This is a genomic window from Flavobacterium pectinovorum (assembly GCF_022802975.1).
In the GTDB taxonomy this organism is placed as follows: Bacteria; Bacteroidota; Bacteroidia; order Flavobacteriales; family Flavobacteriaceae; genus Flavobacterium; species Flavobacterium pectinovorum_B.
On record NZ_JAFEVZ010000012.1, the window covers coordinates 62,129 to 79,109 of the forward strand.

15 protein-coding genes are annotated in these 16,981 nt (G+C 32.0%); all 15 read right to left on the minus strand.

Annotation, left to right across the window (positions count from 1 at the left end; all coding sequences use genetic code 11):
• Positions 1-12 precede the first annotated feature (12 nt).
• On the minus strand, positions 13-804 hold the full coding sequence (locus tag FLV_RS15950; RefSeq protein ID WP_243235203.1) for a polysaccharide biosynthesis/export family protein: 792 nt from the start codon (positions 802-804) through the stop codon (positions 13-15).
• Between the two features lie 186 nt (positions 805-990).
• Positions 991-2,409, minus strand: a complete 1,419-nt coding sequence (locus FLV_RS15955; protein ID WP_243235204.1) for an undecaprenyl-phosphate glucose phosphotransferase — start codon at positions 2,407-2,409, stop codon at positions 991-993.
• Between the two features lie 41 nt (positions 2,410-2,450).
• Positions 2,451-3,197 (minus strand): glycosyltransferase family 2 protein, encoded by a 747-nt coding sequence (locus FLV_RS15960; RefSeq protein WP_243235205.1) that lies wholly within the window; start codon positions 3,195-3,197, stop codon positions 2,451-2,453.
• 577 nt (positions 3,198-3,774) lie between these two features.
• A complete protein-coding gene (locus tag FLV_RS15965) occupies positions 3,775-4,737 on the minus strand; it encodes an NAD-dependent epimerase/dehydratase family protein (RefSeq protein ID WP_243235206.1) in 963 nt (320 codons plus the stop codon).
• 16 nt (positions 4,738-4,753) lie between these two features.
• Positions 4,754-5,299, minus strand: coding sequence for a putative colanic acid biosynthesis acetyltransferase (locus tag FLV_RS15970; RefSeq protein WP_243235207.1), 546 nt, complete (start codon positions 5,297-5,299; stop codon positions 4,754-4,756).
• A 7-nt stretch (positions 5,300-5,306) separates the two neighbouring features.
• Positions 5,307-6,482: a glycosyltransferase gene (locus FLV_RS15975; RefSeq protein WP_243235208.1), complete on the minus strand. Its 1,176-nt coding sequence runs from the start codon at positions 6,480-6,482 to the stop codon at positions 5,307-5,309.
• 251 nt (positions 6,483-6,733) lie between these two features.
• Positions 6,734-8,065: an O-antigen polymerase gene (locus tag FLV_RS15980; protein WP_243235209.1), complete on the minus strand. Its 1,332-nt coding sequence runs from the start codon at positions 8,063-8,065 to the stop codon at positions 6,734-6,736.
• A 523-nt stretch (positions 8,066-8,588) separates the two neighbouring features.
• Complete coding sequence (locus tag FLV_RS15985) at positions 8,589-9,563, minus strand: glycosyltransferase family 2 protein (protein ID WP_262916464.1); 975 nt, start codon at positions 9,561-9,563, stop codon at positions 8,589-8,591.
• A gap of 107 nt (positions 9,564-9,670) precedes the next feature.
• Positions 9,671-10,801 (minus strand): polysaccharide pyruvyl transferase family protein, encoded by a 1,131-nt coding sequence (locus FLV_RS15990; protein ID WP_243235211.1) that lies wholly within the window; start codon positions 10,799-10,801, stop codon positions 9,671-9,673.
• Positions 10,802-10,844: 43 nt separating this feature from the next.
• On the minus strand, positions 10,845-11,858 hold the full coding sequence (locus FLV_RS15995) for a glycosyltransferase family 2 protein (RefSeq protein WP_243235212.1): 1,014 nt from the start codon (positions 11,856-11,858) through the stop codon (positions 10,845-10,847).
• A 6-nt stretch (positions 11,859-11,864) separates the two neighbouring features.
• Positions 11,865-13,415, minus strand: a complete 1,551-nt coding sequence (locus tag FLV_RS16000; RefSeq protein ID WP_243235213.1) for an oligosaccharide flippase family protein — start codon at positions 13,413-13,415, stop codon at positions 11,865-11,867.
• A 215-nt stretch (positions 13,416-13,630) separates the two neighbouring features.
• Positions 13,631-14,713, minus strand: coding sequence for a GDP-mannose 4,6-dehydratase (gene gmd / locus FLV_RS16005; protein WP_243235214.1), 1,083 nt, complete (start codon positions 14,711-14,713; stop codon positions 13,631-13,633).
• Positions 14,714-14,797: 84 nt separating this feature from the next.
• Positions 14,798-15,748, minus strand: coding sequence for a GDP-L-fucose synthase family protein (locus tag FLV_RS16010; RefSeq protein WP_243235215.1), 951 nt, complete (start codon positions 15,746-15,748; stop codon positions 14,798-14,800).
• 5 nt (positions 15,749-15,753) lie between these two features.
• The gene (locus FLV_RS16015; RefSeq protein ID WP_243235216.1) at positions 15,754-16,179 is read right to left on the minus strand and encodes an adenylyltransferase/cytidyltransferase family protein; all 426 of its coding nucleotides are present in this window, start codon (positions 16,177-16,179) and stop codon (positions 15,754-15,756) included.
• A gap of 42 nt (positions 16,180-16,221) precedes the next feature.
• Entirely contained in the window at positions 16,222-16,839 is a 618-nt protein-coding gene (locus FLV_RS16020) for a hypothetical protein (RefSeq protein ID WP_243235217.1), read from the minus strand.
• Between the last annotated feature and the right edge of the window lie 142 nt (positions 16,840-16,981).

Here is a 16,981-nt window from a genome sequence, read left to right on the forward strand (position 1 = left end):
GTTTATTCAGTATTATTTAAAAAGCAGAACAGAAAGTGACACTAGAATAGAAATCGCCGATACGATAACTGAAGTATTAGGCCCTACTGCCGCTGCATTGACTTTAGTATTATTAGGTTCAACATAAACCACATCATTTTGAGCTAAATAATAAAAAGGAGAATTGATAAAATCAGCCTTGGTAATATCTACTCTATTATATGATTTAACACCGTTAATTTCACGTATAACTAAAATATTATTTCTTCTACCATAAATTGTCAAATCTTTTGCCATACTTAGCGCCTCAATCAAAGTAACTCTTTCAGAAGTAATCGGATAAGTCCCGGGTAAAGCTACCTCCCCATGTAAGGAGATTTTAAAATTGGTTATTCTGAGATTAATAATTGGATTTTTAATATAAACCTCTATTTTACTTTTTAATTTCTGCAATACTTCCGTTCTGGTTAGGCCTCCTACCTGCAATTTGCCCAAAACAGGAAATTCGATATTACCACTTCTATCTACCAAGTATGTCTGAGTAGTTAGCTGACCTGTTGCTAAATCAGGCTTACCTGTATTTGAAACTGCAATTGTCATTAAGTTAAAAGGAATAGTAATTTCTGGATCTTCAGCCGACACAATTATCATTAATAAATCATCAGGCTGAATTTTTACTTCATAGGAAGTTGCATTTTGTGATGCACTTATCCCATCAATATTTTGATAGTAAACAATATCTTTTTTTGATGCACAGGAAAAAAACAAAAACAACAGAGCAAAGTACATACTTGTTTTTGCAAAATTTAAAAAATTGAAATTCATTAGGATCTTGGATTTATGTGACAAATATAAGTTTTTTTTGATTAACTCATTTTTGACTTAATTCATTAACTGCGTTATTTAATTATAAATTAGATTTACTGCACAATTCCATAACTAAAGAGCTTGTTAATCAGTTCTTATTTATTAACAAATATAAACCAACCTTTTTGAACAGCTAATCCATATTTAATAAGCATTCTCTTCTCCTTTAAAAATATTGAGAACCGTTTTTATGATTATTTTTATATCTAATAAAATACTCCAGTTTTCTATATACCAAATATCATACTCTACTCTATTCTGCATATCAATTAATTCTCTTGTTTCACCACGATACCCATTAACCTGAGCCCATCCGGTAATACCTGGTTTTGTATATTGACGCACCAAATAATTTCCAATTAAATCTGTATATTGTTTCGTATGATTGACCATGTGTGGTCGTGGCCCTACTACAGACATATCGCCTAAAAAAACATTAAAAAACTGTGGCAATTCATCAATACTAGTTTTACGCATAATGGCTCCAAACTTAGTAATACGTGCATCACCTTTCCCTGCTTGTAGTTTATCCGCTAATTTATTAACCCTCATGCTTCTAAACTTCCAGCAAAAAAACGACTCATTATCACGACCAGAACGTTCTTGTCTAAAAAAAACAGGTCCCGGAGATTCTATCTTAATTATAATCATGATTATGGGAAATAACCATGGAAAAATTAACAATATAACTCCAAGAGAAAAAACAATATCAAATGCTTTTTTTGATAATCTGTTAACCGTGTATTCTAATGGCTCTGTCCGAAACATTAGTACAGGTGTATTTTCGTAAAATGAAATTTCAACCTTACTTGATTTAGTGTACAATTGAAAATCCGGAATAAACTTAATGCGAACCATGTGGTGTTCACAAATTTTTATCAATTTACTTATTACATCCACATTATCAATATGCAACGCTACATACATTTCATCTATTTCATGGGTAATTATATATTTTTCCACATCTTCAAACCCTCCTAATACCGGTGATGAAATAAAAGCAAAAGGATCTACTTTTTCATCAAAAAAACCTAAAAAACGATACCCATAGGTCAAATCTTTAGATAATGTTTTACGAATTCTTTCACCTGCATCATTTGCTCCTATTATTATAACATTTTTAAAATTATATCCTTTTGCCCGAATATATTTTAAAAGTTCCATTGATAAAAATCGTGAAAGCATTAATAAGGCAAAGAAAAAAGCATAAAAATAAAGTAATCGAAGCCTTGAAATCTGGGAGTATTTTAAAAAAAGCACAAAAAAGGCAATTACGGCAATATGAAGAATGAATTTTTTGGTGGTCCGTTTTAAAATAGATTCCAAAGGTTCGATTCTTACAATTCGATAGGAGTCATTACGCAATAACAAAGCGATCCATATCAAATTGGAAAGAAAAGAAACTGTCTGAACTTCTTTAATAAATAGTTTATCTAAATTTCCAAATCGTATCCAGGCTGACAATACAATCGCAAAATTTAAAAGTATTACATCCCAGACTACGAACAAAAGTTTAAAGTAGCGGGAAAAACGATGTCGTGATAAAGCATCTAAAATCTTCATAGACTTGAAAAAATTTTTTTATTAATCATTATTGACACTTTTTATTTTTTTACATATTGCATTAATGCCAGCATTTTTTTTTGAAAAACGGCTCTAATTCCTGATAACTTGTGAAATTTATATATATTGTAATCTTCACACAACACTTCAAAAGCTCTTTTATAATTAGTGCTTAAACCTCCCATTCTCATTTTTACAATATAGGTATTGAGATAAGTAACTTTTATTTTGTGTTTATATAAATAACGCAGCAGAAATTCTGTATCAGAAGCAATTTTAAAATCTAAATTATAATTCCCATATTTACCAATAACCGTTTTTTTGATATAAACTGTAGGATGCAATGGAAGCCAGCCCGCTTTTAATCTTTTGTAATCATACTCGCCACCTATTCTATTACGTACAATTTTTTGTTCTTCGTCATTTGTTACATAAATTCCATTTCCGTAAATAGCATCTACATCTGAACTATTTTGAAAAGCTTCGACAATTTTGGAAATAACATCTTTATCATAAAAAACATCATCAGAATGCATCAAACCTACTATATCTCCTGTAGCCAGACTTAAACCTTTGTTAATTGCATCATACATTCCCTTATCTGATTCTGATACATATTTTGAGATTTTCTCCGAATATAGCTTTATAATGTCCTGCGTCCCATCTGAAGAATTGCCATCAATTACTATGTATTCAATATTAGGATAATTTTGACTCAAAACACTTTTTATCGATTGCTCGATAGTTGCTTTACGATTGTAACAAACTGTTATAACAGAAACCTTCATAAATTACGATTAAATGTACATTATTATTTAAACTTGGTAATCATTTTATATTCAATAGAATTTAATTAAGCACCAATAAGTGAATTGTAAGATCATATAAGTTACCAACGCTTTTATCAAGAATGTTTTTTCTACGAAATAAAAAACATTTTTCTGTAAAATATTTGCTTGAAAAAACTGTTTCCAAAGTATAATTCTTTTACTAAAAGAATAACTATTTGAGAAACTTTCAATATTATTATTTTCCTAATCTAAAATCTTTGCTTCTCAGTTCACATATAACAAACTCTTTGTAAGTTTTTAACTGAAAAGCTTTTATTTCATTTAACAGAAATTCTATAAATCTTTCATTTACCTGTATGTAAACATAGGCATTAGACAACAGACAGAAATAAACATAAGAATATTTAAAACAATTTCAAAACAACTTTATATTATCCAATAAATCTTTTTAAGCTTATATTCCTTTGACAAAATCATAAATCAGCATGCTTGGTAAATACTTATCCTCAAAAAAAGTTATAGTAAATTATAGAAAATAGATAAAAAAACAAATCTGTATTTTTTTTATTTAAAATTATTCTTTAATTATCCATTCTACTGTTTTTTTAGTCCCTTCTTTCCTTGAAAAAGGAAGATTAGGAGCTATTTTCTGAGTATCGTCCAAATTATAAACATTATCAGTTGTCATATTCTTTAGCCTAAAACTAGTCATAGGGAATTTAATCTTTATAACCTTAAGAATATCCCCTACATAACCTAATACTTTAAAAAATGAATAAGGAACATTTGGTATTTTAATATTTCGTTCTGTAGCAATTTCATTTGACCAAAGAGTAATATCATAAGGTTCATAATCGCCCAAATAAAATACTTTCTTATTAATATTTGTAGCATCAGCATAAAGAATACTTTTAAGTTGATAAATAAAATTATCTATATAACCATAAGTTTTTTTACATGCTTTTGAACCCATGTGAAAATATTTTTTAGACAAGACAATCTTAAAAAAAAGATTATATGGTTCTCCAAAATAAGGTCCCCAAATAGATGTAGGTCTAATTATAGTCCACTCATAAGACGGATTTTTCTCTTTTATAATTTTTTCCGTCATTACCTTACTTTCCCCATAAACAGTATGAGGCTTATAATCCTCATAATTCTCAGGAGTATATCCTGGCTGACAAACATACATAGAAGAAGCAAATATAACCCTCTTTAGAGAGGGTAGCTTATCTAAAACTTTAAGCAAATTTTCTACCCCTTGAATATTTGCATTATAATCTGTTAATGTTTTACCATTAAGGTCTGTCCTCGCTCCCAAGTGAATGACATAATCAGGATTAAACCCAAGTATTGCCTTTTCCATGATATTATAATCCAAAAGGCTAACATTTTTAAATATCTTGTTATGGCTTTCAATCTTAGGCCCGGTAATGTCTAAACTAAGTACTTCCTTACCCTCATTTAAAAATGTTTCAATAAGATTTGTCCCTATAAAACCTGATCCTCCCGTAATTAAAATTTTAATTTTACCCATAATTATATTAATCCTTTTATATCCTATCCTTAATTGGTTCAGCTGGTGTACCCACACACACTTTATTTTCAGGGACATTTTTTAAAACTGAACTTCTTGCCGCTATTATGGAACCTTTTCCTATAGTTACTCCAGGCGCAACATAAACATCATTTGTAATCCAGCATTCGTCTTCAATTACAACCGGGCTTGCAAAAATATCAAACGTAGTCTTTTTATAATCATGCCCTCCTGTATTAATATATACTTTATGTGCCAAGGCAACGTGATTACCTATAGTTATTTTTCCAAGGCTGTATAGAACATTATCTTCACCTATCCAACAATAGTCACCTATTTCCACATTCCAGGGATACGTAACCTTAACTGTAGACCTTAATAAAACCCCTTTACCAATCTTCGCCCCGAACAACCTAAGCAAAAACCTTCTCCAGCCATACAATACTTGTGGCGACCAAGCAAATAATGTTGCTTGTACAATCCACCATAGCTGCACTACTACCTTAGATTTCCCCCTAAATGTAGACGGAACAGTAAACGCTTTAAGATCCTGATAAATCATATTTCTTTTATTTTAGTACAACACAAGATGGGGCTTCACCTTTCTTGCAGTCTTTGATCCATTGATAAACTTCGTTCATTTTACCAGCTACAATATCCCATGTGAAATTATTTTTCACAAGATTATAACCGTTTTGCCCCATTAGTATCCTTACATCTTCGGGTAACGAAAAAAGCTCATTAAGCCCATTAAGTATACTATCGGGGTTTGCTTCAATTTTTATTGCTGCATTGGCATCATATCCTTCAGGCAGGTTACAGTCTTTTGTAAGCAGTGTAGGTAAATTATATGACCATGCTTCTAAAACAGCCATTGGCATACCTTCGCTAAATGACGGCAGAATAAATGCCTGAGTATTCCTGAATGTTAAATCTTTTTCTTTTCCAGCTACCACCCCAGTAAAAAAGACATCATTATGCAGACCGGCTTCTTCTAACATCCTGTTAAGCTTATCCTGAAAATCCTGAGCACCTTCGCCAGCAATTATAAGCTTCCATTCCTTCTTTTGGTCGGTAAGCATTGCCCATGCCTTTATGAGATTCTCAAGTCCTTTTTTGGGATGCACCCTACTTAAGAAAAGCACACTTTTACGGTCGTCTTGTTGCCAAGGTAAAACAGCATCATTAACAACATTACCTTCATCATTAGGTAAATCGACTCCATTAGGTATAATCGCTACGGGATTAACATATCCTGCTTTGCGTATTGCTACGTACTCTGCCTGTCCCAATGCGTGTAAACAGTCTGCTCCTTTAATATGGGCATCCTCATACAAAAAACGACCTAAATCTTTTTTCAACTTACGCACGCTAAGTATCCATGGATCCAGCATACCATGGGTGGTTAACAGATATGGTATATTATTTTTTTTACAATATTTACGAGTAATATGAGACGTATATAACCAAATACCATGCTTGTGCACTAATTCAGGTTTTAAAGCCTCCAGTTTTTTACTTAAATCAAAAGTTAAACCAACTCCAGCAGGACCTTTAATGGTATAAGTTTCCAGTTTAAGCGGATCGTATAAATACCTGTCTTTATCAGTATATTCATCTTCAAATCCCATTAAAACAGGTACTGTTTTATTTTTTCGTAAAAGAGCTTTCCCTAACCCTATAACGCAATGCAACAAACCACCAGCATTTCGTGAACTTGATGAACTTACCATAACTATTTGCATATAATCTCCCTTTAGTATTAAATCAACTAGTAAAAGCCTACCCTATTTTTATAACCTTTATACAAATGGTATAGGTAAACTTTTTTTTTATAAAAAAATTTATTATTTTATTTAAATACTTTATCTATTAGAAAGAGACCCTAAAAGAAAACTTCCTCATTATACTATTTTAATTTCGCCAGCCTTATCAAGAAAAATCTGTTGACCTAGGTGGGACGATTATTTCAGGAGTAAAACCCGGCTACGCTTTGCTATTTAAGCCTTAAAACAGAATATAATTTTTCTATTTTTATAACAACCCACATAAACAATATAAAATAAAACAAGCGAACTCCAAAACCCGTATACCATGCAGGTAAAGTAGCTGTGAGCCCAGCAATGGTAACTAAAAATACATTTCTCCATTTAGATTCCGGGGTTGCATTCATTTTGTATTGTATAAGTCCTATAGCGTAACCTAACACTATCATACCTAACACAACACCGAGCAAACCAAAATCATAATAAAACTCACCCATTGGCGTAGGGGCAAACCCTCCAATGGTTTCAGATTCAAAACCGTAAAGCTTATACGAAAGTATCCTCCCAAGCTCCATTGGTTTCCAAGTAAATGTTGCCCTTGGCAAAAAATTAACAAAAGGGTAAATTATCTGATTTGGCTGGTAAACAGGCTCAATATTGTTATAAATGAAAATGACGTTTCCTGTACTATCAAAAGTAGCAGACCCAAAAACATTTTCTTTTGCATCATTCAAAACATCAAATGAAAATGAAGAGTAATCATTTCTATTAAAACGGATAAGCACTCCTGCGATCAAACCAAAACTTAGCATAAAATAAATATACTTTTTAAGGCTATACAATTTCAAAGGCTTAGTTATACTCAAATATTTATAAAATAATATTGTAATACCAAGCTCCAGTATTCCTAAAGATCCCCCTGTGGCTACAGACATGATAAATAACAACAGCATAGCTGAATACACTACAAATTTTGAAGGAGCATTTTCATCCTTCGAAAAATAATATGGCAAGTTTAATGATTTAAACCATGTAAAAAATCTGGTTAAGACAAATATCAATGTCATGTTTTCAGCCCCACCTTTTTCATGATAACCTGCAAGAAAAAAGGCCGTTATTCCACCACCAAGGGCAACTGAATAAGCAACAAACGTAAGATATAAACCTAAAGCTATATAATATGTTGTTTTACTAATATTAAAATTTTCAATAAAAGAGAATCCGGTAACCTTAACATTTTTTGACATTAAAATACCTATCTGTAGCAATATCGTTGAAATAATAATAACAGAATAGCTTATCCATAATTCTTCCGTTGTATATTTTTTTATATAAGACATCCGGATTAGTCCCAAACTATTGTAAACAAACCACCAAAAAAATAAATAAACGAAAATGAAATTTAGCTTAACATTTTTTCTCCAATAATAAATCAGGATTGACAGATTAATTATTACAAAAATGTTAAATAAAACCACAATAGATTCACCGCTTTCAACAAGATATTCATATCCTATGATATTAAAGAGAATCCCGAGAAAAATAAAAATAAATGCCTCCATTTAAAAAATATACTAAATGATGTGTTTTACAATTTTAGCCAGAACTCCTGAAACAACCACATTGGGCTCAAAAACACTTTTTTGCTACAATGGCACCGACATCAACTATCACATTATCGACAATGCAACATCGCCTGTAACTATAGCTCCCTACTCCGCACCTACATTATCTCCTACAACAGGACTCTTATTATCTTTCCGTTCCCAGTTAATTATTCTCAACTTTTGCCATAGCATTAACCACAATATTACCATAATAATATATTAAGCAAACCTTCATCGAAAACATTTTTAGGTATTGTTAATTCCTAACGTTCTCCAAAGGTTTTTTCTTTCTTCTGCAATAAGCCTTAAATAGCATATTCCCTCAGCATTGTAGTACTCTTCTTTACGTAGAAGTTTTACATATCTACAAACAATATATCATGTTCATTGGAAAGAACTTTTCAACCATTCCACTTTAGAAACCGTAAATAAAATTGTTCCTTATCTTTTTGAATATTTTCCCTAGTGTTAATACCTCTTATTTATTTTTTCGCCTAACTGAAGTATATGCCTTTTTAATCTGAACATAAAAAGGTGAAATTACAGAAAGTATAGATAATTTATCCGTAAGCCTTAACTCTTTATTACTAAGAATCTCAAAAAGGTTACTTGTTAGCTCCTTTTTAAGAGATACAAACTCATCTTTAAAACCAGTATTGTCCTGGCTGTTAAAAAATACTACACACAAATTTTTAATCATCCTGTAGTAATAGGCGTCAACCGTTTTTGTCAGTTCAACTTTATCATGAAGTAAAGCTTTTGCATGCTTAATGTTTTTTACAATTACCAAACTCCTGGCAGAAAACTTTTGCTTAGTAATGCTTTGCTCGCGTTGCCTGTAGTGGTATAACGGACTGGCGACATGAGTACACCTGTTTATCTCAAGAAAAACATCAAACATAATAGCCATATCCTCATGTATTTCGCCTTTTGGAAATTTATATTTATCGAATAATCTCCGCTCATACATTTTATCCCAACTGGCAATATCCATTGTATCCCCTTTCAGCATGTGCTTTATGGCTTCTGTTTCTGTATATTCGGTTTCTTTATCTAATGTATATTTCGTATAGTTATAACTTTCGTATTGATAAATACGGCCACAACATGCTATTTCTGCCCTATTTTGAACACAACCATTATACAGTTTTTCGATAAAGTCAGGTTCTACCCAATCGTCAGAATCTATAAAAGAAACATATTTTGCAGTTGCTAATTCCAAACCCGCATTACGTGCATCAGAAAGCCCTCCGTTTACTTTATGTATAACTTTTATCCTACTGTCTATTAAAGCATATTCATCACAAATAGAACCACTATTATCAGTAGCACCATCATCAACCAAAATGATTTCTATATCTTTTAACGTTTGGTTGATTACACTGTCCACACACTTTCTCAAGTATACTTCTACGTTATAAATGGGAATTACGACAGAAACAAGCACTTTCATTTTTAAAATTATTTAAAAAATTTATTAATAAAACCCACAAAAAACTAACACGATTTATTTAATTGAAATTTCGTTACCTAAATGTTTTTCTTCAATTTTCTTCTAAATTAAATTTCACTATTTAGTGCTTCCTGTAAATAGTTTTTTGACAACTCTCTTAATTTGGTAAGCCGCTCTGATAATTCTTCACTATTCCACTCAACTTCTATCTCATTAAAAGGAGTATCTACCTTTACAGCTCTGTTACTTATTCCCAGTTTAGTTAATAAACTCATCTGTCTACTATCCTTTCCGGGTTCTTTATTAATTACCGAATATAAAGGAGTACTAAAATTTGCAGCAAACGCTGTACCATGGAATGATGAAGTAATAACCAGTTTCGCACTCTTGAATAAACTAACAAAAAGTTCCGGGCTTACTGGATCAGGTCGCTCAACTAGACCAATTAATTCTTCAGGGAGTTTAGCTTGCTGGTCAAGATATATAACGCGATAACCTGTTTTTTCTTTATAATATTTAATTAGTTCGTAAATATAAGGTGTACATTTAACAGCATAATCTAAAACATATGCAAAAATATAATTTTCCCCTTCATACAGCTTATTCTCTCTCTCACACATTTTCTCCCAGTCTTGAGATGTAAGAAGGAAAGTTGGGTCAAGAGCAGTTATTGACTCTTTGCCCGTTAGAGTCTTTACAATATTTTCGCCGCTAGTTTCCCTAACAGAAATCCTGTTATAGCTACTTAGCAGTTGCGTATATGTGTCTTCATATTTTTTATCTATTTCATCTGATGAAAAACTTGAAGAATATGCAATCTTTTTTGCTGAAGCAGGCGCAAAAGACAATAAAAAAGAAGTATCCCCTTTCACAAAGCGGGTATTCCAAACCTGGTCGCTTCCAGTTATATAAATATCATAAATTGGTGGTTTTTGCTGTAATTCTTCTTTTGAATTATACGTTTTTGATAATTTATAATTCTTTTTCCAAAACTTTTTAATCTCCAGATTGTCACGATATGTAGCAGATAAAAATTCATTTGGAATAATTAATTTCAAAAATGAATACCAACGAGGTTTATTTTCACTAAACTGTTTATGGTATTTATTAGGGTATATATAATCTATTATTTCGCAATCGTAGCCAAAGTCTGAAACTATTTTCTGTAAAGCATATGCTTGTAAAGCTGAGCCAAAGTTCTCAACTTTATGCATTGTAATTATACCTACTGTCTTCATATTTTACTATTAAGTTATATCTTATCTAAATTAATTTGTTAATTTATTTATTAACAAATGGCTTCTTTTTCATCTTTCTAAGAAGAGAGAAAATTTTTGAAACAATTTTTGGGCTAATACAGTACATCCATATTCGTATTTTTAGTCCAAATGCAACATCTGCTTTTATCAAACTTAAAGCATCCTTTCTAATTGCAGACAAGTAAGTTTTATATTCTATTTGGTAAACCTTTCTCGATTCGGTTGATAATATTGTACTTAAAGCTACAAAAGTAGTAAGGTACCTATGAAGTTCGAGTGACTCCTTAAATTGAGAAGTATGAACCATCGATTTTTTCTCTATGTCATCTAAGGCAGCTAAAGCATTAGCAAACTTAGGAACATTTAACACAGTTGTTGCACTATTAAGATTATCTTTCCTGTAGTAGTAAACTTTCCTGTTTCCAACACCTACCCCCTTTGATAATTGTGCAGCAACTACAATAAAGTTTAATCCTTCACCCATATAAAATTCACTTAAAAAAGAAAGTTTATTTTTAACGAGAAAATCCCTGTAAAACATTTTATTCCAGCAACCTATTTCAACGTAGCCCGGATATAACAGCAAAGCAGCTGCTTCATCAGGTGTATAAATTTCTATTTTATCCTTTTCTATTTGTTGTAGATTGCCTGGAAACTTGAAGCAGTCCTTTGACATTACAAAGTCTGCATTTGTCTTTTCAACTATGCCTAACATATATTCAACATAATCAGGATCTAAATAATCATCTCCGTCAACAAATACAATATATTCACCAATAGATTTTTCAATTCCCAGATTACGCGCAATACTAACACCTTGATTTTCTTTATGAATAACTTTTATTCTATCATCTTTTTTCGAGAAATCATCAGCAATATGCCCCGAATTATCCGGTGAGCCATCATCTACCAATATGAGTTCAATATTTCTATATGACTGTCCAATAATTGAATCAATACATTTCGCAATATACTTTTCAACATTGTACATAGGAACTACAATAGAAATTAAAGGAGTATAATCAGTGCCTTTCATTTTATATTACTTTTTTTCTTTACCTGGCAGCAATCTCTGTATTAAAGCTACTATTTGATTTTTTTCCACGCTATCTAATCCAATAAAATAAAACACCACCGGAAACAGAATAAAACTGATTGCTAAAGTTAGAACAATACGAATATCCGAATGAATCCAATTTGTAGCTAAATAAACTATTGCACAAGTAATACAAATCGGTATAACCATTTTTATTACTGATTTCAAATATTCACTAATCTGTACTCCTGATTGTTTCTTTAAAATAACTATCTTCAAAAATCCCGTAATAATTTCAACCGCCACAATAACAACAAAAACGAAACTTGTTGGCATCCCTCCATATTTCAGTGATAAATAACAAATTGGCAGAGTAAGTAGCGCAACACTTCCTATAGTTATCTGAAAATTTTTTATATTACCCATGGCCTGAATAGCCGGAGTTATACCTACTGTTAGTTGATTAATTAGCGTAGCAATTAAAAATAACGAACAAAATACATCTGTATGTTCTGGTACATTTTTCAACCAAAATTTTAACACCACTGACATTTGAAAAATAAGCGGAATTGCAAAAAACGCTACTAAAAAGAAGCCTAGTTTAGTTGCCCACATAGCAGTTCGCAACATACGCTCTCGATTATTCATTCCTTCACTTTTCATAATTTGCGGGTTAAGTGCCTGCAATAAAGTGAATGAAAGCCCCCTTACTTGACCATTTACTTGGTTTGCTATACCATAAGCAGCATTAACTATTATACCAAAGAACACATTCAATAAAACATTAATCCCCTGTGTATTTAGAACATAACATATATTCGCAAACAAATTCCACCCCGCAAAACTTCCTAATTCCTTCATCAGGATTTTATCTACTGCAAAGCTTCTTATGCTACATTCATTATATTTTTTTAAGCAAAAAATAGCATAAAGCAGGAAAGACACAATCGTAACCCCCGCCATTAGAAATCCATAAAAAAACAATCTATCTTCCTCTGCAAACCAGGTTAATGAAAAGGCTACCACTAATTTTAAAAATGATTCTATAACCATTACAACCGCTAGCCACAACATATTTTCGTGAGCATTGAGCAAAGCTGTGAATGGAACAGTAACAACTGTAAAGAACATAGACCCAGCAAGAAAATAATATATTGACTTCGCCGTAGAAACACGGTCTACAGGTATATTTAAAAAACCATCAAAAAAAAATGGTGAAAGGGCCAGTAGCACTGCTACAATTACAAATCCAATTATTATATGTAAAATCCAGCTATTTGCAAAAACTTTCACTTGCATATCTAAGTCCCCTGTACCCTGATGAAATGAAAGATATCGCTGTGTTGAGGTTGTCATTGCTGCATTCAAAAACGTAAACATTACAATAACACCTGTAATCAAGTTAAAAAGCCCAAAATCTGCAGTCCCTAATGCATTCAACACTAAACGCACAGAGTAGAATGAAATACCCATCGAAATAAGCATCCTAGCATATAACACACCTGTATTTAATGCAACCCGTATACTTGTACTTTTTTGTTGTTCTTTTTCTATCATAATACATTACATGATTTTATTGAGTTACATTACTCAAATCAAGAATCCCCCTATATCGAAATGTAATAAGTAGAACATTTCGATAATTAATTTGTTTTACTCAAGAAATAACAATTTTTACATCACTTTTCGCAATCACAATTCTGTTTGTATGGTTTCATCCCATATTGGTTATAAGGAGTTTACGTCTTCACTCTTCTTGATAATTGCGTGGATTAATACAATTTCAAATCACTCTCTACCATTTCTTTTACCAAAGCAGCCAAATCGTACTGAGGTTTCCAGCCTAATTTGGTTTTAGATTTTGTAGGATCACCTATTAAAAGATCTACTTCTGTAGGACGATAATATTCAGGATCTACACGCACTACTACTTTACCTATTTCTAACTGATATAAAGGATTATTACAAGCTGCAATTTTAGCAACTTCACTTTCATTTTCTCCTTCAAAAGTTAATTCTACTCCTATTTCCGCAAAAGACATGATAACAAAATCCCTGATATAAGTCGTTACACCAGTCGCTATTACATAATCCTCCGCAACATCTTGCTGTAAAATTCTCCACATCGCTTCAACATAATCCTTGGCATGTCCCCAGTCTCTTTGAGAGTTTAAATTACCTAAATAAAGACATTCTTGTTTTCCTTTTGCAATTGCGGCTGTTGCCATCGTAATTTTACGAGTAACAAAAGTTTCACCACGTCTTGGAGACTCATGATTAAATAAAATACCATTACAAGCAAACATATCATAAGCTTCTCTGTAATTTTTTGTTATCCAAAAGCCATAAATTTTAGCAGCACCATAAGGAGAACGTGGGTAAAAAGGTGAGTTTTCATCATAAAACCCTTTTTCGTTTTTATTTTCTGCCAAACCTCCATAAAGTTCTGAAGTCGACGCTTGATAAACTCTCGTCTTTTTGGTTAAGCCCAATATTCTTACCGCTTCTAAAATTCGCAAGGTTCCTAAACCATCCACATTTGCCACATATTCGGGAGAATCAAACGATACTTTTACATGAGACATTGCCCCTAAATTGTAAATCTCATCAGGCTGTACTTCCTGAATTATTCTAATAATATTAGTTGAATCAGTCAAATCTCCATAATGCAGCTTAAAATTCACATGTACTTCATGCTGATCCTGATAAATATGATCAATTCGTTGTGTATTAAAAGAAGATGCACGTCTTTTAACACCGTGTACCTGATATCCTTTTTCTAATAATAATTCTGCCAAATATGATCCGTCCTGACCTGTGATTCCTGTTATAAGGGCTACTTTTTGTGTACTCATATATTGTTTGTTAGTTTACTTTATTTCATGTTTCAAGTAAAAATGCAACATTGGTGATGTCTAACTTTTACGATTAACCTGAAACTACATTTTTACTTGTTTGAAAGCTTCTTTATTTTCCAAAAACCAATCATAAGTTTTTTGAATTCCTTCATGAAGTTCGATTTTGTGTTTCCAGCCTAAATCATGCATTTTAGTCACATCCATTAATTTTCTTGGAGTACCATCCGGTTTCGTTGAATCCCAAATAATTTCTCCCTGATGTCCTGTAATTTTCTGTATCGTTTCTGCCAGATGTTTAATGGTTAAATCTTCACCTGTACCTACGTTATACAAATAATCGGGCAATTTGTTTTCTAAAGCAAAAACAACTGCCTTAGCCATATCATCGACAAATAAAAACTCACGCATTGGTGTTCCGCTTCCCCAAAGTGTCACCGGTGCATGATTGTTTTCTTTAGCTTCGTGAAATTTTCTTATCATCGCCGGTAAAACATGTGATGTATTTAAATCAAAATTATCATGCGTGCCATATAAATTGGTAGGCATTAAACTCACATAGTCTTTTCCAAATTGATTCCTTATAGCCTGACACGTTTTTACACCTGTAATTTTGGCAATTGCATACCATTCATTAGTTGGCTCCAAAGTATCTGTTAAAAGATAATCCTCTTTTAAAGGCTGTGGTGCTAATTTTGGATAAATACATGAACTCCCCAGAAAAATGAACTTCTCGACATTATTCTGCAAAGCCGAATCAATCAGATTATTCTGAATCTGCATGTTCTCCATAATAAACTGATAGGGATAATCATTATTTGCTAAAATTCCTCCCACACGGGCAGCAGCATCAATAATAACTTCCGGCTTTTCTTCGGCTATAAAATCAAGAACAGCTTTTTGATTTCGAAGATCAAGTTCTTTGCTGGATTTGCCTATCAAATTTGTAAAACCTTTCTCAGAAAGAGTTCTCCAAATAGCACTTCCAACCATTCCTTTATGCCCTGCAATGTAAATTTTTGTATTATTTTTCATTTTACTTAAATTACCTTTAATGCTTCTTTTTCTGCTACCACTTTACGTAATCCACTACTTGAAAAACGATGGTCGCGAGTATTAAAATACAATTCGATTCCTTTAGATTCGCAATATTCACGTCCTGTAAAGTTTTTTTCACGGTATTCATCTCCTAAAATTCTAACATCAATTTTAAAAGCTCTTAAAATATCCTCTAAATCCTGTTCTGTTGCATAAGGAACAATTTCATCAACAAACTTACAGCCTTTTAATTGAATATAGCGCTCCACTACAGTTTGAGTAGGTCTGTTCTTTTCAGGACGATCCAATGTAGGATCTGTCTGTAATGCACAGATTAAATAATCACACTGTCGTTTTGCTTCTTCCAGCATGGTAATGTGACCTGCATGAAGTAAATCAAAAGCACTAAAAGTAATTCCTATTTTCATTATTATTCTATTAGAAAAATGCTATTCATTATTCTTTTTGGATTAATAAGCTGAATCAGCATGGAAACGATTTTGTCCTAAAGCCACTATAAAACCAAAAGTAAGCCCCAGATTACTACCCGTTAAGTCTTTTCCAACTAAATCTCCGTTATAATATATTTTTTGTGACAATGTAGATTTATAGGTTAAATCTGCAAAAAAAGAAACTTTTTCATTTATAGCAAGATACGGTTTTACACCTAACATTATACCACCTATTTTATCACGATTGAAATATTGACTGGACATCACTCCTGCTGCTAATCCGCCATGCACCAATAACCCATATTGCCCTCCTGTACTTCTTGATAATTCAATAAGATTACCTAAATTATAACAAAGTTCTAAACCAGCCATTAACTGATCACTTTTTTGAATTCCGCGATTAAACTGATCGAAACTTAAAGATCCCAAAACACCAACATTTTCACTAAACATATAACGCAATGAACCCTGACCATGAACCAACGATAAAGGTCTGCCTTCTCCAGAAGGTGAGGTAAGAGACAAAGGAATTGCCATTCCTACTCCTGCTTCCAAAAAAAGTTTATCGTATCTTAATCGATATTGCGCTTGTAAAACAGAAGTAATTAATAATAAGCCAAAAAACATGTTTCTCATAAATAGGTAATTTTGGGAGTTGTTATATATTATAAATAAATTAAAAATTATTTTTTTTAACACACAAACATGTGTACATTTTATATGTTTTATTTTATGTTAAGGTTATTTGTAAAAATTAACAATCAGTGCAATTTTTAAT